The sequence below is a fragment of the Spirochaetota bacterium genome (genome assembly GCA_004297825.1).
In the GTDB taxonomy this organism is placed as follows: domain Bacteria; phylum Spirochaetota; class UBA4802; order UBA4802; family UBA5368; genus FW300-bin19.
In genome coordinates this window covers 72,348-91,294 of record SCSX01000079.1, presented here as the reverse complement: position 1 = coordinate 91,294, position 18,947 = coordinate 72,348, and the positions used below count along the sequence as shown (strand labels likewise).

The following is an 18,947-nucleotide window of genomic DNA, read 5'->3' as shown; positions in this document are numbered from 1 at the left end:
TGTTCGAGCACCTTATGGTATGGTGGTACCGCTCAATCCCCGGTAAACCAATCCGATGGCGGCGTGTCCCTTTTAACGACCCCGTCGACCGTGCCTTTCGGGTAGCCTATCGCTATGCTGTTGACAGGCACCCACGGATATGAAATTCCGAGTCTCCGCCTCATCGCGGACATGCCCTTTGATTTCATGGGTTCCACGAAGAAGGTTATATGACAACTGCCCAGTCCCAGGGAATTCGCCGCAAGCGCCATGTTCTGCGAGCATATGCCGGCATCGAGATCAGGGTTGCCGATACCGTTACTATTCTTGAAAATGAGAATCACCGCCGGGGCGTTAAAGTAGAGGCGATCGCCGTTTTTATCGGATTTTTCAATGGCCGGGACCGGACGCGGATCTATGCTGTTCACCTTGGCGAGACTGAGCAGGGTAAATAGAATATTTTTCCACCAGCGTTTCTTCCCGCGGGAATCAAGATAGAGATCCTTAAACTGCCTGAGCATCTTCATCGACTGCCGCTCCAATTCGGCGATGATCCCCCTGTCGGTGATCACCGCAAACCTGTAGGGCTGGCTGTTCCCCGCGGATGGCGCGAAGCGGCCGGCCTCGAGTATCCTCTCGATCGTTTCCCTTGGTACCGCCTTATCCTTGAAAAGCCTGCAGGATCTCCTGGTGTAAATAACACGCTCGACCCCGGTAAGCTGCGATTCAAACTCCTGGTATGGTTTAACGCCTCCGGAGCGCAGGGGGTCCGGGTACTCCACCTTCCCCAGCAGGCGCGTCTTGTATCTGCCCCCCGGAATCGAATGGGCTCCCTGTATCCGTATGGCGTCATGGGGACATACGGATACGCAATTCCAGCAATTGAAGCATGTCTGTTCGAACCCGCCGAATCCGCGTACCCGCGGAAGCTTATCCGCTCCGCTTTCGATGGCGAATGTGGGACATTGGTCGGAACATCGTCCGCATTTTTTGCATTTCCCATAATCGATCGTAACGACCGGGAAATTCGTTTCAGGCAAATAGGCTTGTCGTATATTTTCGAACATGATCGCCTCCGGTTTTATCTTTCAAAGTTTATAGACGTTGGGCGCGTCGGGACGAAAGGCATCCCTGAGCAGCCTGTCCAGTGCCTTCTCCGTCACCGTCTTGGGGATCTCCTCGACGATCTGCAGAAATGACGGAACCGAGTTTTTTTCGAGTTTTGAATGACACAACTGCCTGATTCCGGCAACGTCCGGCTTCTTGTCTCCGAATGGGGCGACCGCCGCCACGATATCACTCTCCCCCGGCGCCCCTGATTCCGCGGGAATACCGTACACGCATACCTCCGAAACGCCTTCATGCTCGCCGATTATCTTCTCGATATAGTCCGGCTGGATAAAATCACCCTGCCGGCGCAGCCCGCCCCCCTTCCTGAAATCGAAATAAAAATAACCATTCTCGTCGCGGTGACAGATATCGCCGCTGCGCAGCCATCCGCCCCTGGTTTTTTCCTTCGATTCCTTTTCCTTGCCGTAGTAACTCACCTCGGTGGCCGAGGATTTCATTCGCGATACCAGCTCCCCGCGCGTGTTCGGAAGGACTTCGTTATCGTCCTCGTCAACCGCCTTCATTTCGATGAAAGCCTCCGGCGGTTTTCCAAAGGAGCCGACCGGTCCCTCGCCGGGGGGATTATGGGCCAGGCCGCCCTCGACAGTGCCGTACCACTCGTGAATGCTGACGCCGAACCTGGTCTGAAAATCCTCCCAGATGGCGCGGGGCGTGCCGGCGCTGATAACCGTCCGCACCGGGTTGTCCCCGTCATTCGGCCGCCGCGGTTCGTTGTAAATTCCCGACATCATGCCGCCCAGCAGGGAAAACGAGGTGCAGCCGTATTTTCGGCACACGTCCCATATTCTGCTCTTGGTGAACCGTTCGCTGATGACCGCCGGGATCTTCTTCGCCATGGCGGTGAATATGGTAACCGATTGGGCGTTTCCATGGGTCAGCGAGAGGCCCGTATAAAGGATGTCATCGGACCGATACCGCCAGATGAATTCAGCCATGAGCGCATAGGTCATGAAGCGATCGGCCCTGAGCACAACGCCCTTGGGATCGCCGGTTGTACCGGATGTATGTATGATCTGAACAGGCGCTTTGAGGTTCAACTCCACCAATCCATCGGGCGGATCACCACTCTCCGCCGAGAATAGTTCCTTTAAATCCGGATGGCTGTTTGATAAGGGAATCCGATGTTCCGGTTTGTAGACGACGCCCAGGACGGGCATGAAATGAATATCCTGTCCGATCTCCTCCAGGCTCTCCATAAACTCGTCGGACACCACTATTCCCCTCGTTTTCGTATTCATAAGCTGAAAAGAGAGCTTCTTGCCTTTCGAGCGCGGATCAATGGGCACCGCGATGGCGCCGATCGAAAGCGCCGCGAAGAGGGAATAGAGAAACTCCGCGTGGTTGCGCATCATGAGAGCGAAGGTATCGCCCTTGCCGATGCCCGCCTTCAATAGGATGCGGGACATCCGGTTCGTGTTCGAATAGATATCGCCATAGGAGATGCGCTCATCGCTGCCGTCATCGTTGACGAAGATAAAAGCTTCCTTCCCCGGGTCGAGGTCTTTGACGCCGAGACACTTGAAGATGGGCAAATCGTCGATTACACGTGTCATTTTATCCTCCATCGATATTTTAACGCGGTCCTACCCGACCACGGGGGTTCCGGAGACTACTTCTTCCTCCTGACCTTCCAGATACAATGACCGGCTCCCCCGGCCATGCTCTGTTCGCAGAAAATCTCGAGTCCGTATTTTTTACCCACTCCCTCTTCCATGGCCGCCATGAGGAGCCGGCAGGTTTCAATCGAGAAGGAAGAAGCCCACGGACACGAGGTGACCTTCCGCACCGCCTCGTCGGGTGTAACGGAGAGGAGTTCCCCTTTCGGTTCGCAGCCTATCAGGTCCTCCGTGAGCATCATCGCGCGCGCGACGCCCTCGGGATCTTTCCCAAGGCCATAGGCGTCCATGACCGGTTCTATCTGCTGGTTGTATTCGCCGAGGAGCTTCATTATCATGGCCCGGGCTGTCTCGTCGCTGTTCTCATAAATCTTCTGAATGAGGCCGTTTCCGCCTCCGACCATGATTATCAGATAGGCCAGCCGTTCCTCAGGTTTGAGCTCGATGTTCATTCGTAACCTCCCGTTCCTAACATTCCGACTGGAAGACGACGTCCTTCACTTTATCCAGGTCGGAGGGATAATGCCTCGCGCCCAGCAGATAGCAGATACCCGCCAGAATTCCCCCCGATGCCGCCGCAATGATCGCTATTTTTAGGCCGGCCGCTCCCCCGCCCAGGCTGTCCGATATGAAACCTACGAACGCGGGCGCCCAGGCCCCGAAAATTGCGTACATGCAAAAGACACTCATGCCCCACGAGGCGGCCTTTAGGCCCGGCGATACCACGTCCTGGGTCACGGAGCTGAGCGCGGGTACGCCCATGATGGCGATGACGCCATACAATATCCCGAAAACGAGGCCGATCCCCTTAAGCTCGAAGGTCATGGCGAGCGCCATCATTACCGCGCCGATAGGAATGGTGATAGCCGGTATAAGCATCCTGCCGCGCCGATTTTTCTTCTGCCACAGGTCGGACAATATCCCTCCCAGGGGCGCACCGATGATCGCCATAACGCCGATTATGCCGACGGTCATTCCGGCTTTGTCCTCGGGTATGCCCTGCGAGCGCATGAGAAAAGCGGGGGCCCAGATGACAAAAGTGAAGGCCATGACGTCCTGCAGGCCGTACCCGATGAATACCCATTTCAGCGAGCGGATTTTAAAGAGGGTCTTCGCCGTGGAGAAAAAACCCATCCTCACTCCGCATTCATCGGTATGCTCGATGGTCTTATAATCCTTCATGAAATACGCGAAAACAGAGAGTATGATTCCGGGTATCGCGAACACATAAAAGGGGACTCTCCAGCCGCCGTGGTTCGCGGAAATATATCCGCCCAGCATGACCCCGATGACCGCCCCGATCGGGATGGATGCGTTGAATATCCCCATGACCCGTCCCCGGAGCTTCTGATGATATACCGCGCTTACCAGTGCCGCCGACGCGCCGGAAAAACCGGCAAGTCCGATGCCCACCATTATACGCGGGGCAAGCACACCCAGAAAACTGTTTCCGCTGCCCGTGATGAACATGAACACGCTCCAGAATATCGCCATCACCGTTATCGCCTTTCGCCTGCTCCAGCGGTCCACCATGAAGGAAATCGGAAAGGAAAATGCCGCGACGCAGAGCAGGAATCCAGTCTGGATGGCGCCCGCTTGTCCGTCGGTGAGTCCCAGGTCCATTTTCATGGGCTCAAGCACCACGCCGAACATGTACCAGTTTACGAAATACATTACGAACAGCAAGAAACACACCGCCAGGGTGTAATGCGCATGCATGCCGCCCGTCGTGAAACCCGACTGATTGCTTTTTTTCTCTGTTTCCATTACCTTGCCACTCTCTCTTGGATTTTTATGCGACATGCGCTTACCCCGCAACGCCCCCGAATCTATTCATACCCTCTCCATTGCACCTTTCCCTCAAGGGTCTCTCTCGGTATGCGCCCTGCGAGGGCGTTTTCCGGAGGGCATCCCACCGTTACGGCGGCAACGACCTCCCTGCCGGAGGGTATCTGCAGATATTCGTGAAGCTGCCGGCTGAACCGTAATATATCGCCAATCCAGCAGGTGCCGTACCCGAGCGCATTGGCCGCAAGCAGCATGTTTTGTATCGATGCCGCGACCGCCTGGTGGATCTCCATGCCGTGCCGGTCCCTGCGTACCGAGCACCCGGTTATTATGATGACGACAGGCGCGTTGTGGCAGGAGAATGTGAGATTGTAAACATCCTTGAGCTTCAACCCAATCGCTTCCACCTTCGCGGAAAGCCGTTTAATGTGCAGCCGCTTTCGGGCTACAAGATCTTCGGGAAGCGTAGTGTATATCCCGGCCTCGGGGTAGAGCGCCTTCTCCCCGCTGTGGGCGGCGTCGTCATTCAGGACCGGGTTTTGTAGCCATTCGGTTACTTTAAGGCGATACTCCTGAAGGGCTTTCCCCGTGAGCACGATGAACTCCCAGGGCTGGGTGTTCATGGGCGACGGGGCGCAATTAGCGGCGTCGAGCATCGTCTCTACCACATCGCGCGGAACGGGCGCGTCAAGAAACCACCTGCAGCTGAAGCGCGATGTGATGTTTTCGATAACGCTCCGCGCCGGCGCGTCATCTCCGGTTTTCATGCCTTGGGCGTATTTTTCATTCATGAGATGCCCCCGCCGGCGTTCGGTGTTTTTTGCAGCCGCGGAAAAAGCCCGAGAGCGGTATCGCCGTAGATATTGTTTCTGGTTTGGGCGCTGAAATCCGGATATTTGTTTATCTCGTCCATGTATCCTGCGATAGCGATGTCCGGCATGTAGGGATAATCGGAACCGAATAACACCCTGCCCGTGTCCACCGCTTTTAGCAGTGCCCCGAATGTCACGGGACTGGACGCCATGGCAGTATCGTAGTAAAATCGTCCCAGATAATCGAGCACCCCTTTAGGGGCCCGGCCCTGGAGTCCATCGATGGTGAATTCCCCCGTCCAAAGGCGAAGCGCGAGATAGGGCGCCGCACCGCCCGCATGGGAGAGTATTATCGAGAGATCGGGATATCGCTCCATCGCGCCGCTGAAAATAAGATTGGAGACGGCGCGTGTGGTCTCGAACATGAATTCCACGATATAGGGAGGCCATTGGGGTCGAAGCTCATGGTTTCCCGGAATATCCGTCGGATGCAGGTGAATAACGGCCTTTCTTCTATTAAGCTCATCGAACACCGGATCGAAGCGGGAATCACCGGGATAAATCCCGCCCATATTGCTGTGCATTCCGACGCCGTCCAGCTTGAGAACGTCCATTGCGTATTCGATTTCTTTCAAAGTCGCATCGATGTCGGGGAGCGGCAGTAACGCAAAGCCCCCGAATCTGCCGGGATACTTCTGAATCAGTTCCGCAAGGTACTCATTCGAGGCGCGGCTGAGCCGGCGAAAAAACTGAAGGTCCTCGATGACGATGCCGCTGATCGTATAGGATAGAACCGAAGCGGAAATACCGCACCGATCCATCGTATCCAGCGTCGTCCGGGCGCTCCATTCGGCGAGCTCCTCGCCGGCTCCCCCGGTGATCCCGACGCCCCGGAGCATCGTCCGGAAAACATCTGACACGAGGTGCTGATGCACATCGATGCAGGTTCGGCTTTTTGCGTCTTGTGGAGATATCAATTTTTCGTCCTCCCCGATAGTGTCTGACCGCGCGCGCGAATCGGTACCCTCACCCGATCCCCAGCAGCCGTGCCGCGTTTCCCCCGAGCATCAGGTCGATCTCTTCCTTCGAAAACTCGTATCCTTTCGGAGACTTCGTCTCCAGATCCCGCATCATCTGAAGATAATCCTTCGTGGGCACCGTATAATTCTCGAATGGGTCGTCGGTACCCCAGAGGACCTTTTCGGCTCCGGCATAATACGTAAGCTCCCGGAGCTCGCGGCAGAAGTGCGCATAATTACGATCGCCGTACCGGCTCCATACGGCCAGGTCGCCGTATAGATTCGGAAAATCATGGGCGAGTCCCGCCCATTCGTGCCAGGCGGTCTTTCCCATATGCGCGGCAATGACCTTTATGTTCGGAAAATCGACGAGGATGTCGCACACAAGGTTCAGGTCGGTATACTTGCTGCGGCCTCCCGGGAGATATCCCGTGTGAATAAGGAGAATCCCGCCCTTTCGATCGAGCACGCGCAGTATCTCGTATGCCTCCGGACTGGTGGGGTCATAGCCGTAGTCCGGATGCCACTTGATGCCGATCATGCCATACTCCTCCAGGCTGATCCGGGCGACCTCGGCCGATTCGGGGCGGCGGGGATCGACGCCGGCGAAGGCGAAGATTTTCCCCGATTCGCTCTTCATGAGATCGGCGGCTTTTTTATTCGACTGCAATATCAGCTCGGTCGTGACGATGCCGGGCACGTACATATCCGTGGTATTGATACACGTGACATCGATGCCCAGCCGCTCTTTCCGGGATTTCACCAGATCACCGTTCGGATCGATGATCGTTTCTTTAGCCATCTTGCGCAGTGTGTCCTGGTCGGGCAGCGGACCCCGCTTCTTCAGGCCATAGGTGATATCGGCGGTGAGAACGTCGATAAAGTCCTCCGGGAAGATCCCGAAATAATGGTAATGAACGTCCACGACAATGGAATTGCGGCTCATAAAAAGACCTCCTTGATAATACCTGCGCCGTCACGGCGACAGGCCCTAGCGTGCCTCGGCTACATAAAGCTCGTCGGTGAAATGCCTTGTAAGATTTTCGCTCCCGGTGCCGGTGATGAGCCACAAATCCTCGAGCATCCCGCCGAAGAACACACCATCCGGATCGAAGCACCCGATCTCGACCGCAAGCACCATGCCCGGCTGCACGATGGTATTTTCCGCCGACATGATCCACGGGGGCTCGTGGTTGGCGAGACCCTCGCCGTGACCGATGAAGGAGATGGTATGGCCGTGCGGAAATCCGCGCTTCTCGAGCGCCCTCACGGAAATATCGTATAACTCGCCAATCCTCACGCCCGGTTTCATGGCGTCTATGGTTTCGTAATACGCCTCTTTGCCGATCCGGTAATATTCCAGGGTCTTCGCCGGCGGCTCGCCCACGCAGAACGCCCGCTGGAAATCCATTTCGTACATTTTGTAGGTAGGCCCGCAATCGGAGTGGCCGCAGTCCCCGGTTTTTATCACCCTGTCGACGGCCGGTGTGATCCAGCGATGGCCGCCCAGGCTCTCATTAGGGTTGCTTGAAAAACAGAGCCATGTCGAATGGTTCGGCGATTCGATCATATCGAGCTCCAGCGCCTTGCGCCAGAATGCCCGGTGTACGTCTTTTTCCAGCGCTCCCGGTCGAATGGTCTCGAAGGCCTCCCGGACACACACACATGCCCGCCTGCATCCTTCGCGTATTATCTCCTGCTCATAAGGGGTTTTAATCATTCGCTGCGACCAGATCACCGGATCGGCGTTCACGATTTTTGCCTGGGGGAGCTTTTCCTTTATCATCTGGTATTCGTCGATGGAAAGGTAGGTGGCTATCTCCGCCCCCGTCTCAAGACCGATGGTCTTCTTGTCCAGCCCCGCGCTTTTAAGCGCGTCGAACAGCACCGGGTAAAATTCCTCGCCGGACCGGATACCGGTGTACGCGGGGTGCTTCTGGGAAAAATGGTAGCGGACGTCCTCCACCCAGGAAATGTGGGCGAACGTCCAGATGAAGTTCGTATCCGCGATGGCTATCGGGTCCCGGTCCTGGCACACGATCAGGACGGTCCGCCATGCGAGGTTGTGCATCTGGGCGGGATCGGTGAAACCGCCGTAGTACCACCAGTTAAGCGGCGAGAAAAGAATCATCGCGTCGATCTTTTGTTCCGTGAGCTTCTTCTTCGCAAGATCGATTCTCGACCTGTACTCTTCGTACGGTATGTTCGGCCACTGGACACCCTGTTTCATTGTTTTCTCCCTCTCTGTCAAAATTGAATAGCGGCAACCTGTAATAACAGGTGATACTTGTATCTAACCTAGACTTAGCAAGAACCGTGCCAGCGGTGATTCGGAAGGAAAAAGATTCGGAGCGCTTTTCAACCGGAGAAAGGGCCACAATTTATGTGCATTATTATTAAAAATGTTTATTTTAAGCGATTATGTCCGTCCGATTCCCCGAAATTTAATTGACAGAAAGAATGTTTCACAGTACCGGTGTAACACTGTTGCAACAGTGATTCAACACATCAACAACAATGGAACAATCGCCATGAATGATGAAAAGGACAACCCCGCGCTTATCGACTGGAGAATGCGATATCAGAATCTGCTTGATTCCCTGAATATTGGATTCGCCCTGGTGGACATGAACGACAATTTTGTCGAGGTCAATGAGACCCTCCTGCGGCTTACCGGCGCGAAGCGGGAACAGATAATCGGGCGGAACAACAGGGATTTTTACGACGCGGAAAATCTCGAAAAGATGCAAAATCTCGGCTTAGCGCTTCAGAAATACGGGAAGTACCAGTTTGAATTTTTCATCCCTACGGCGGGCGGCGAAACTATTCCCGTGCTTTTCAACTCATCCCTGAACTATGACCGGGCGGGACAGCCCGAATCGATAAATGTAATGATCACCGATATACGGGAGCAGAAGAAAATTCAAAAGGAGCTTGAAAAGGTCAACGCCGCCCTGAGCGCCAACACCGATACCCTGGAAAAGGAAAAGATGAAACTCGAGGCCATACTTTTCGGCATCGGTGACTGTGTTTCCATCTACAATCCCGATGGAATCCTCGTTATTCGTAATCCGCAGGGTACGCACATCCTTGCCGGTCAGAGCGATCCCCTCCTTCCCCTGAAACCCGGAAACAGCAGGGAGCTGGCCCTGGATGTCGACTCCGAGGGTCGCTACTATCTTTGTCGAATCGAAGAGATAAAAGACAACCAGGGACTGCCGTTCGCATACGTCGAAATCCTGAAGGATATCACCGATATAAAAAAACTTGAGCAACGCGAGCAGGAGTTATTCAGGATGAAACGCGAAATGCGGCGCGAGCTCATGAACGAAGAGATGATAGGTTTTAGCCCTCAAATGCAGAAGGTTTTCGATTTAGTACTCCGCTGCGCGGAGGTTGATTCAACCGTGCTGATACTGGGAGAAACAGGCGTAGGAAAGGAAATAGCGGCGAGGGCAATTCATAACCAGAGCGGCAGGAAGGATAAGCCGTTCGTGGCGGTGAATTGCGGTGCGTTGCCGGAGTCTTTACTTGAATCGGAAATTTTCGGCCATGTAAAGGGAGCCTTCACCGGTGCGATCTCGGAACGGCAGGGCCTGTTCCGTGAGGCAAACGGAGGCACCCTGTTCCTTGATGAGGTGGGAGATATCCCGGAACCGCTGCAGGTGAAGCTCCTGCGGGTATTACAGGAAAGGGAGGTACGTCCCGTCGGGGGCAATAGGACGTATCCGGTGGATGTCCGCGTTATCGCCGCGACCAACAAAAACCTGCAGGAACTGATCGGCCGTAACCAATTCCGCCATGATCTGTATTACCGCATCGCCGTTATTCCTCTCACTATCCCGCCGCTGAGGGAGCGCCCCGAGGACATCCTTCCCCTTGCGCGGCATTTAATACAGAAACACCGGAAGGCCGGCAAGCCCTCCAGGATCGGGATCGAGAAGGCCGTTCAACTGCTCCTGCTCAACTACCCGTGGCCGGGTAATATCAGGGAGCTGGAAAACGCAATCGAGCACGCGCTGGCAATGTTTTCCGGGCCATCGATCACCATCGATGATTTGCCGGTTCAGGTTGTTCTTAACAACCCTGACACGAATAACCCGGCAAAAAGCGTTAATCCGGCCGCATCCACAAGAGAACGCGATAAGGCCGCCATCATTGAGGCCCTCAACCGGTCGAACTGGAACCAGGTACTCGCGGCCAAAGAACTGGGTATCTCGAGGACAACCCTGTGGAGAAAAATTACCATGTACAATGTAAAACCGATTTAGTCTTGATGAAGGCGCGGATTCGAATCCGTGCCTTCATCAAGACCTTCCGGTGTGATCTCCTCATCTCTTCCCTCTCCACCTCCCCCGGTCCTTAATGTTGTGTTAATGCGGGAAAAGTACCTTATACCTCGATTCCCCAAACGGAGCGCACGAGCCACCCTATCCCGAACGAGAGCGCCGCCACGCCAAGGCTTATCGACGCCATTTCCGCGAAGCGCTTCCCGAAATGAAGGTCCTTCGCGACCGAGATGTAATAATTGAACAGGAAAATTATCACGAGCGCCACGGTGATCGCGACGGCAAGCGCATGATAGGGATTGTCCATGGTCAGGAACGGCGTAATGAGGGCGATTACCGTAAACACGTAGGCGCCCCCTGTGAAAAGGCTCGCCTTCATGGCTTCGCGTATGCTGCCCTCCTGGCGCTTCGAAAGAAACTCGCTTGAGGCCATCGAGAGCGAGGCCGCGATCCCGGTAATGAGCCCGATCACCGCGATGAGGCGCCCGTCTTGCAGGGCAAAGGTGTAGCCGGCCAGCGCCCCGGTGAGCTCCACGAGCGCGTCGTTGAGCCCCAGGACGATGGAACCCATGTATTCCAGGCGCGATTCCTTTATGAGATCGATAAGCTCGTGTTCGTGACGGTCCTCGTCGGCGAGGATTGTTGCGATCTCCGGGACGAAGCCGGCAAGGCCCGCATAGGAATCGCCAGCGCCGTTTTCGGCGCGCTCCTGGAGCTTGAGCGTGAAGGTGAGCCCCAGCACCCGCGCGAACAACAGGTACATGAAGACCTTGAAGCGCGCCGGCTTTACGTCGACGCCGCTGTATTTTTTGAGGATCGCATAGTGTTCTTTTTCGCTCGTCGCGATGTCGGCGAGGAGCTTCGCGTTCTTCGCGTCGGCGACGCGCGCGGCGAGCCTCGAGTATATTTCGTAGCCGGTGATCTCGTCCCGCTGGTTCTTTTTGATGAGCGCCGAGTCGGCGCGCCCCTGCCCTTTTATATCCATTCACCCCCCTCTGTGTGGGCGCATCCTAGTACATGACGGGTAACGGTTCAAGTACTTATTGAGAAACAATGCTTGGGTAAAAGGCGTGTAAGAAAGGGAGACAGGAGGATGGAAGAGATCGGGGCGATAAATGAGTTGGATACGCGGCGGCGCCGCTCCTGCATGGAGACATCCCTTACAATTTGTAGATTTCCAGCACATCCTCGATTCCCGACCAGCGCCAGGGTTCGATGCGCTCGACGCATCTCAGCGTCGCCCTCAGTTCATGGAAACGTTCATCGGCCGAGGAGCGCGGGCTTCCCAGGTACGCGAGCGTCCTTCCGCCCGCGCCCCCGTATGCCGTGAGGGCATCGATGGCCATGGGCGAATCGAGCGGCGGCCAGCAGAGGAAGAGCGTCCTGTCCGGGTGACGCGCGGCGGCCTCCGGGCCGCCCTCGATGACCTGGTACCACTCGTGCTCGAACCAGTAATTGCCCTTTTCGAAGCTTCCGTGCGGCCAGGGGAGCTCATCCTCGGGGGGCGCGATGTCGTAGGCGATGATATCCGCCCCCGCCTGCGTCAGGCACCATGCCCAGTAGCCGCTTCCCGCGCCGATCTCAACCAATGGCCCGCGGCGCGCGAGCACGCCCACGGTGCGCGCGTCGGGAACGGCGAACGCGTATTTTTCAACAAGGGAGCTTCGGGCGGCAATGAGCGCGGTACGGACGTCCTCGCCGCGCGCACAGGCGGACACGATAGTTTCGCGTATCTCGTCCATGTAGGGATTGGGAAATTTCGGATCGGTCCCCCTGCCATTCCGCATGGCTAAAACCTCCGCTCATCATAATGTAACGGCGCGTGGGAATACGAGAGAACCCCGCCTCCCGAGGTGAGAAATCTTTTAAGCATCTTCGCAGAAAGATTTCTCTTCATCCCGAAAGACCGGGAATCGTCGAAATGACACCCAGCCCCTCGATCCCCTTTTCCGTTGCCGCCTCGTTTCGCAACAGCCTGCGAATTCCCGTTGACGGGAGCGCGAGCCATGCGCTTCGATTAAATCCATGGCATCTTACGTTCATCATCCGCCCGGTACCGAGATCGGCGGCACGGCCATCCATTATATACTGGACGGCGAAGAGCGCATCCAGTTGGACGAAGGCGAGATCCTCTGCCTGCGGGTACACACGGTGGCAGGCAGCGCCTGCTGCGGCGCGGGCGAGCTGGCCTACCTCGTGGTGCCGGGCAGGATCGTCTCCTGGCAGCACTCCCTTGACACGCGCGGCCTCCCCGTGAGCCAGCTCGAGTATATCAGGGAACCGGCCGGACAGGAATCGGTCAAGAAATTTCTCACCCGGCGGTATCCCTCCCTCCAGGTGGTATTTGAGGTCCCGCGGTGAAATTCCGGGGAAATCCGTAGAGACGTCCCGGCGGGACGTCTCTACGGATTTCCCCGCATTGTTTCCATGCGGGTCCCGTCGAAACGCCCGTCCGCGCATCGGCCTCCGAAAATAATCTCTTGATTTTGCCGCGCCGTCTCACTACCATAGCGCCACATTTATGCGGGAGAGCGTCATGAACATTATCGAGATGTCGGGAATCATCAAGGACTATCCGCTGGGGGAAACCGTGGTACACGCCCTCAAGGGGGTCGACTTCCGGGTCGCCCAGGGGGACTTCCTTTCCGTGATCGGGCCTTCGGGGAGCGGGAAGACGACGCTCCTGAACATTATCGGCTGTATCGACGTCCCCACCCGGGGCGCGGTACGCATCGGCGGGCACGACATCACGACCATGGACGACCGCGCGCTCACGAACATACGCCTCTACAAGGTCGGGTTCATCTTCCAGACCTTCAACCTCATTCCCGTCCTCACCCTGCTCGAAAACGTCGAGTTCCCCCTGCTGCTCATGAAGGAACAGCGCATTTCGAAGGCGGAGATACGCAAGCGCGCCGAGAAGCTTATCGACGAGGTGGGCCTGCGGGAGCACATGGAGCACCGTCCCGCCGAGCTCTCCGGCGGACAGCGCCAGCGGGTCGCCATCGCGCGCGCCCTGGTCACGAAGCCCCAGATCGTGCTCGCCGACGAGCCCACCGCGAACCTGGACTCGGAGACCGGCGCCACCATCCTCTCCCTTATGAAGGAGCTGAACGAAATCGAGAAGACGACCTTCATCTTCTCCACCCACGATCCCGACGTGCTCAAGTACGCACACCGCGTGGTGAAGCTCCGCGACGGCCTCATCACGGACGATACGAATTCCAAGCCGTCCCGGCCCGGCGGGGTACGGAAGACCGCGAAGAAGCCCGCCGCAAAAAAGGGGGCGCGTAAATGAAGCTCATCATCACCATCGCGTGGCGGAACATCCAGCGCCACAGGGGAAAGAGCCTGGTGATCGGGATCATACTCTTCCTGGGCGCCTTCATTATGACCGTCGGGAACGGCGTCCTCTCCGGCATGGACAAGGGGCTGCGCGAAAACATCATGAACCGCTTCACCGGCCACGTCGTGCTCGTGGCGAAGAACCAGCAGAGCGACAACGTGCTCTTCATCCCCATGGGGCGCGACCTGCTCGTCATGAACCACTACAAGGATATTAAGAAGGTGCTCGATGCGCAGGACTATATCGCCTCGTTCATCCCGGTCGCGCGCGGATTCACCCTGATCCTGAACGAGGACGGCGACCTGGGCTTCTCGCTCACCCTGGGCGTGAACTTCCAGGACTACCAGAAATTCTTCAAGAACAACGTGCTCCTCGTGGAGGGGCGCCTCATGAAGAACGACGAGCGCGGCGTGCTCGTCACGACGGGGAGCCGCAGGCAGATGTACGACCGCCAGGACTTCTGGGCAGTGCCCGAGGGCATGAAGCTCAATCCGGACACCCTCACGCCGGAGGCGAAACAGAACATCGCGCGCCTGAACATCCGGCATGACGTGGTGCTCATGGGCTCGTCCAGCGAGAACACCACGGTGGACGTGCGCGTCCCCGTGAGGGGAATCGTGAAGTACGAGTACCTTAACGATTACTGGGAGAACTTCAACATCCTCGACATCGAGTCCTTCCGCGAGGCCTTCCACTACGTGACGGCCGAGGACGCCGCCGTGGAGATCCCGCAGGAGAGAAAGCAGATCCTCCAGGCCGAGAACCTGGAGGACTCGCTCTTCGCCGGGGCGACCGTCGTGAACCCCGCCGATACGGGCGCGAAGGTTTACCGCGTCGAGAACCTGATCGGCAGGAAGGTGGTGAAGAAGAACGTGGACATCGACGCAGGGGCCTACAACGTCGTCTTCATAAAGCTCAAGGACAGCCGGGAGATCGACCGCGACGTCGCGCGCATCAACGCGGCGCTCGAAGGCTCCGGCGCGGACGCGCGCGCCGTCACCTGGAAGAAGGCGACCGGACAGCTCGCCGACATGGCGACCATTATCCGCACCGCGCTCTTCGTCTTCGTCGTGTTCATCTTCTTCGTCGCGATCATCATCATCATGAACACCCTCTCGATGGCGGCCATGGAGCGCGTGAGCGAGCTGGGCATGATGCGCGCGGTGGGCGCGCAGAAGCGCTTCATCGCGTCCATGTTCTTCAGCGAGACGGCGTTTCTCTCATTCCTGTTCGGGGGGGCGGGGATCCTCGCGGGGGTCCTGTGCGTGTACGTCCTGGGGCTCCTCGACATCACCACGACCAACCGGATACTCGAGCTCCTCTTCGGGGGGAGCGTCTTCCGCCCGGTCCTCGATTTCTGGGACATTTTCACGGGCGTCATCGAGCTCGCGGCGGTCACGGTGCTCGCGACCATCTATCCCATTCGGACGGCCCGGCGGATCACCCCGCTCGAAGCCGTTGCGCGCGATTAGGAGGCGTCATGAAGCTGATACTGCTACTCGCATTCCGAAACCTCCTGCGCCAGAAACGGCGGAGCGTCTTCCTGGGAAGCGCCGTCGCCTTCGGCATGATGATACTCGTGATGGCGAATTCGTTCGCGCACGGCATATCGGACAACATCCTGAACCGCATGATCGTCTACATGGTGGGCCACGTGGAAATCTCCATGATGGAGCAGAGCAAGCAATACCACCGCGTCATACGCGACAGGGAGCGCTTTGAAAAAGTAATCAGGGAAAACACCGACAACGTCAAGGAGATCAACGAGTCGATCGGGATATTCACCCGCATCGTGGGCATCGGCAAGAGCGACAACGCCATCATGGTGGGGCTCATCGACAACGAGGAGAACAGGAGCTACTTCACCTCGACCCTGATCGACGGCGCGGTCGACGATTTTTTTAGCGGAACGATCGAGAACCCGGTGGTCGTGTACGAGGACAAGGCGAAGCTCCTGAACGTCAAGGTGCATGACACCCTGCGCGCGAAGCTCAAGACCGTGAGCGGGCAGGAGCAGAGCGCGCGCTTCACCGTGGCCGCGATTATCAAGCCCGCGAACATCTTCGAGAGCTTCGCGATTTTTGTGAACCTGGGCTCGCTCAAGACGCTCATCAACATGAAGCCGTGGGAAACCGGCGCGCTTCAAATTGTCTTCAACAAGGTCGAGGACCCGCGCATCGCGATACGGCAGGCCGACCGCATTCATGGCGCCCTTACCCCCGGCACCGCTTTCATCGCGGCGAAGATAAAAGCGGGGGGCGCCGATACGCCGGTCACCCTCCTGGGATACGCCTCCGACGACACGGGACTGGAATCGACGAGGAAAGCGCTCGCCCTCACCGCCGGGAAGCTCCCGGACGCGAAGGCCGAGAACAAGCTCGTCCTGCCCGAGGCGCTCGCGAAAAAACTGAAGCTCGCCCCCGGCGACAAGGCCACCCTGCGCTACCCGGCGAAGTATGGGAACAGGACCGTGGAGCTCGAGTGCACGGCGGGCGCGCTGTACCGCCCGGGAGGGAATCGGCCCCCGGACCTCGCCTTCCTGAACGAGCTTTCCTTCTACAAGCTCTACCATGAAAATCTTCCCGCCCCGGCGGAAAGGGCGATCACGCTCCCCGACAAGTCCGATACGCTCGCGGGGCTCCTCGCGCCCGAGTGGCGCCTCCTTCCCCGCACCCCCGACCACGACACCATGGAGAAGAAGCTCGCCGAGATGACGCGCTCGCGCTGGAAGGGGCCCTCGCTCGACGTGCGTACGATGTACGAAAGCGCGAGCCAGGTGCTCGACCTCGAGTACGCGCTCAACCTGATCACCTTCCTCGCGGTGCTCATCCTGTTCTTCATTATACTCATAGGCGTGGTGAACACCCTGCGCATGACGATACGCGAGCGCACGCGGGAGATCGGCACGGTGCGCGCCATAGGCATGCAGAGCGGCGACGTGCGCGCCCTGTTCATGGCCGAGACGGTCTTCCTCTCCGCGATCGCCTCCGCCGCGGGGATCGTGCTCGGCTTCGTGTTCATGGGGATCATGGGCCTGTTCACGATCGAGACCGAGAGCGTGCTCTCGATACTGCTCGTGGAGCGGCATCTCTACTTCCTGCCGACCGTGCTCTCGATTACGGGAAATTTCCTGCTCATCCTGGCGATCACCGCGCTCACGGCCTACTTCCCGGCAAAGCGCGCGGCGCGCCTCTCGGCCGCGGACGCGCTGAGGCATTTCGAGTAACGGGATTGGTTTTTTAACGTCAAAGGAATCGCGGGTTCTTTCTTACACAAACGCGTATATCGAGGGGTTATTCCCCCTGACAGAGGGTAGCTTTTTGCAGGGTGTGTTCAACAGCAAACACCCCCTGCACCCCCGTGCCGCTCGCTGGGCGCGAGGGCCGGCCGCCCTGACTCGCCTCGCCGGCCGTGCCGGACTCGGCTCACACACGAGGGCGGATTTGGTTTGCCGCTGACGCGGCGTTCCAGGGTCTGGTTGATAAATAGTGCTGTTCCACAGTTATTAACTCCTATGATTTCCGAGACTCAATAACGGCTGGAAGATCGATGTGCTTACCGTGAGCGGCCACTGGGGATACATCCGTGTATCGCAGTTGGCCGCCGCGAACGTCCTGTTCGCGACTGGTTGAATATAACCAGAAGAATGCTTCGCTCATTTATCTCCGGTCGACAACGAGTTTCGTTCGCCCGTCCGGACCGGTCTCCGCGGCAAGGTGTTCCACGAAGGTGAGCCGGGGGGCCAGTCCCAGTTCGCGCTCGATGCCGGCGGTGATGGCGCTTTTGAGCCCCTGGAGCTTTTTGATATCCGCGTCGAACATTGTTTCCTGTATCTCGATCTCAATGAGCATCACGTCCTCGCCCTGCTCGTCGTCGATGAGGATCCGGAATTTCAATTCCATGCCGGCGGCGGTCCCCAGTATCTCGCCCATGCGCGCGGGAAACACGTTCACCCCGTTCACCACCACCATGTCGTCGGCACGCGCGCCCACGCGCCGCATGCGCGTCGTCGTGCGGCCGCACGGGCAGGCGCCCTCCATGATCGCCGACAGGTCCCCCGTGCGGTAGCGGATGAGCGGGAACCCCTCGCGCGTGATCGTGGTGATCACGAGCTCGCCCTCCGCGCCGTGCGGGAGCGGCTCGGCAGTGACGGGATCTATGATCTCGAGTATGAAATGGTCCTCGTTGATGTGCAGCCCGTTCCTCTGCCCGCACTCGCCCGACACGCCGGGCCCCGTCATCTCGTTCACCCCGTAAATGCTGAAGGCCGAGAGGTGCAGCATGTCCTCGATCGCCGCGCGCTTCGCCTCCCCCCACGGCTCCGCGCCGAATATGCCCGTCTTTAAATTCAGCTCGTCCGGGTGGATGCCCATCTCCTTCAAGTTGCGCGAGATGCGGAAGGCGTAGCTCGGCGTCGAGAGGAGCACGGTGGTCTTGTAGTCCTTCATGATATGTATCTGCTGCTGAACGTTGCCGGTCTGCGAGGACGGGATCACGGACGATCCCAGCTTCTCTGCCCCGTAGTGGAGCCCGAACCCGCCGGTGAACATGTTGTAGTCGAAGGCGATCTGCACGAAATCGTGATCCGTGACGCCCGCCGCACCAAGCACCCTTGCCACGATCTCGGACCAGTGGTGGATGTCGTTCATCGTGTAGCCTATCGCGATGGGCTTGCCCGTCCTTCCCGTGGTCGAGTGGATGCGCACGATGTCCCGGAGCGGAACGGCAAACATGTTGTAGGGATAGCTCTTCCGCAAGTCCTCCTTCGTGGTGAAGGGAAGACGCCTCATGTCGTCGATACTCCGTATGTCCCGGATGTCGAGCTTCATGGCGTCGAACGATTCCTTATAAAAGGCGACGTTCCGGTAGACCCTGTTCAGGGTGCTCTGGAGACGCTCGATCTGGAGCTGCACCAGTTCCTCGCGCGGCATCGTCTCGAATTTCGCGTTATAGATCATATGCTTCCC

16 protein-coding genes are annotated in these 18,947 nt (G+C 57.8%); 5 read left to right on the top strand and 11 right to left on the bottom strand.

The window, feature by feature from the left end:
- Window positions 1–32: 32 nt before the first annotated feature.
- From EPN93_17675 to EPN93_17640, 8 genes are all read right to left on the bottom strand, one after another.
- The gene (locus EPN93_17675) at window positions 33–1,046 is read right to left on the bottom strand and encodes a nitroreductase (GenBank protein ID TAL31626.1); all 1,014 of its coding nucleotides are present in this window, start codon (window positions 1,044–1,046) and stop codon (window positions 33–35) included.
- 21 nt (window positions 1,047–1,067) lie between these two features.
- Complete coding sequence (locus EPN93_17670; protein TAL31625.1) at window positions 1,068–2,663, bottom strand: ATP-dependent acyl-CoA ligase; 1,596 nt, start codon at window positions 2,661–2,663, stop codon at window positions 1,068–1,070.
- A 56-nt stretch (window positions 2,664–2,719) separates the two neighbouring features.
- Window positions 2,720–3,178: a hypothetical protein gene (locus tag EPN93_17665; protein TAL31624.1), complete on the bottom strand. Its 459-nt coding sequence runs from the start codon at window positions 3,176–3,178 to the stop codon at window positions 2,720–2,722.
- Between the two features lie 16 nt (window positions 3,179–3,194).
- On the bottom strand, window positions 3,195–4,529 hold the full coding sequence (locus EPN93_17660) for an MFS transporter (protein ID TAL31623.1): 1,335 nt from the start codon (window positions 4,527–4,529) through the stop codon (window positions 3,195–3,197).
- Between the two features lie 26 nt (window positions 4,530–4,555).
- Window positions 4,556–5,305 (bottom strand): nitroreductase family protein, encoded by a 750-nt coding sequence (locus tag EPN93_17655; protein ID TAL31622.1) that lies wholly within the window; start codon window positions 5,303–5,305, stop codon window positions 4,556–4,558.
- A complete protein-coding gene (locus tag EPN93_17650; protein ID TAL31621.1) occupies window positions 5,302–6,246 on the bottom strand; it encodes an amidohydrolase in 945 nt (314 codons plus the stop codon). The genes EPN93_17655 and EPN93_17650 overlap by 4 nt, the downstream gene beginning before the upstream one ends.
- A 106-nt stretch (window positions 6,247–6,352) precedes the next feature.
- On the bottom strand, window positions 6,353–7,291 hold the full coding sequence (locus EPN93_17645; protein ID TAL31620.1) for a hypothetical protein: 939 nt from the start codon (window positions 7,289–7,291) through the stop codon (window positions 6,353–6,355).
- Window positions 7,292–7,336: 45 nt separating this feature from the next.
- The gene (locus EPN93_17640; protein TAL31619.1) at window positions 7,337–8,575 is read right to left on the bottom strand and encodes an aminopeptidase P family protein; all 1,239 of its coding nucleotides are present in this window, start codon (window positions 8,573–8,575) and stop codon (window positions 7,337–7,339) included.
- 172 nt (window positions 8,576–8,747) lie between these two features.
- Between EPN93_17640 and EPN93_17635 the strand changes: the two genes are divergently transcribed.
- Complete coding sequence (locus EPN93_17635; protein TAL31618.1) at window positions 8,748–10,616, top strand: PAS domain S-box protein; 1,869 nt, start codon at window positions 8,748–8,750, stop codon at window positions 10,614–10,616.
- 121 nt (window positions 10,617–10,737) lie between these two features.
- On the opposite strand, the gene EPN93_17630 is transcribed toward EPN93_17635, so the two are convergent.
- A complete protein-coding gene (locus EPN93_17630) occupies window positions 10,738–11,619 on the bottom strand; it encodes a rubrerythrin family protein (protein TAL31617.1) in 882 nt (293 codons plus the stop codon).
- A gap of 175 nt (window positions 11,620–11,794) precedes the next feature.
- Complete coding sequence (locus EPN93_17625; protein ID TAL31616.1) at window positions 11,795–12,421, bottom strand: hypothetical protein; 627 nt, start codon at window positions 12,419–12,421, stop codon at window positions 11,795–11,797.
- A 238-nt stretch (window positions 12,422–12,659) separates the two neighbouring features.
- Between EPN93_17625 and EPN93_17620 the strand changes: the two genes are divergently transcribed.
- From EPN93_17620 to EPN93_17605, 4 genes are all read left to right on the top strand, one after another.
- Window positions 12,660–12,995 carry a hypothetical protein gene (locus tag EPN93_17620; GenBank protein TAL31615.1) on the top strand — a complete coding sequence of 112 codons (336 nt, stop codon included), beginning with the start codon at window positions 12,660–12,662 and terminating at the stop codon, window positions 12,993–12,995.
- 175 nt (window positions 12,996–13,170) lie between these two features.
- Window positions 13,171–13,932, top strand: a complete 762-nt coding sequence (locus tag EPN93_17615; GenBank protein ID TAL31614.1) for an ABC transporter ATP-binding protein — start codon at window positions 13,171–13,173, stop codon at window positions 13,930–13,932.
- Window positions 13,929–15,452: an FtsX-like permease family protein gene (locus EPN93_17610; GenBank protein ID TAL31613.1), complete on the top strand. Its 1,524-nt coding sequence runs from the start codon at window positions 13,929–13,931 to the stop codon at window positions 15,450–15,452. The genes EPN93_17615 and EPN93_17610 overlap by 4 nt, the downstream gene beginning before the upstream one ends.
- Before the next feature lie 8 nt (window positions 15,453–15,460).
- On the top strand, window positions 15,461–17,206 hold the full coding sequence (locus EPN93_17605) for an FtsX-like permease family protein (GenBank protein TAL31612.1): 1,746 nt from the start codon (window positions 15,461–15,463) through the stop codon (window positions 17,204–17,206).
- Between the two features lie 433 nt (window positions 17,207–17,639).
- On the opposite strand, the gene EPN93_17600 is transcribed toward EPN93_17605, so the two are convergent.
- Window positions 17,640–18,938: a phenylacetate--CoA ligase family protein gene (locus tag EPN93_17600; GenBank protein TAL31611.1), complete on the bottom strand. Its 1,299-nt coding sequence runs from the start codon at window positions 18,936–18,938 to the stop codon at window positions 17,640–17,642.
- Between the last annotated feature and the right edge of the window lie 9 nt (window positions 18,939–18,947).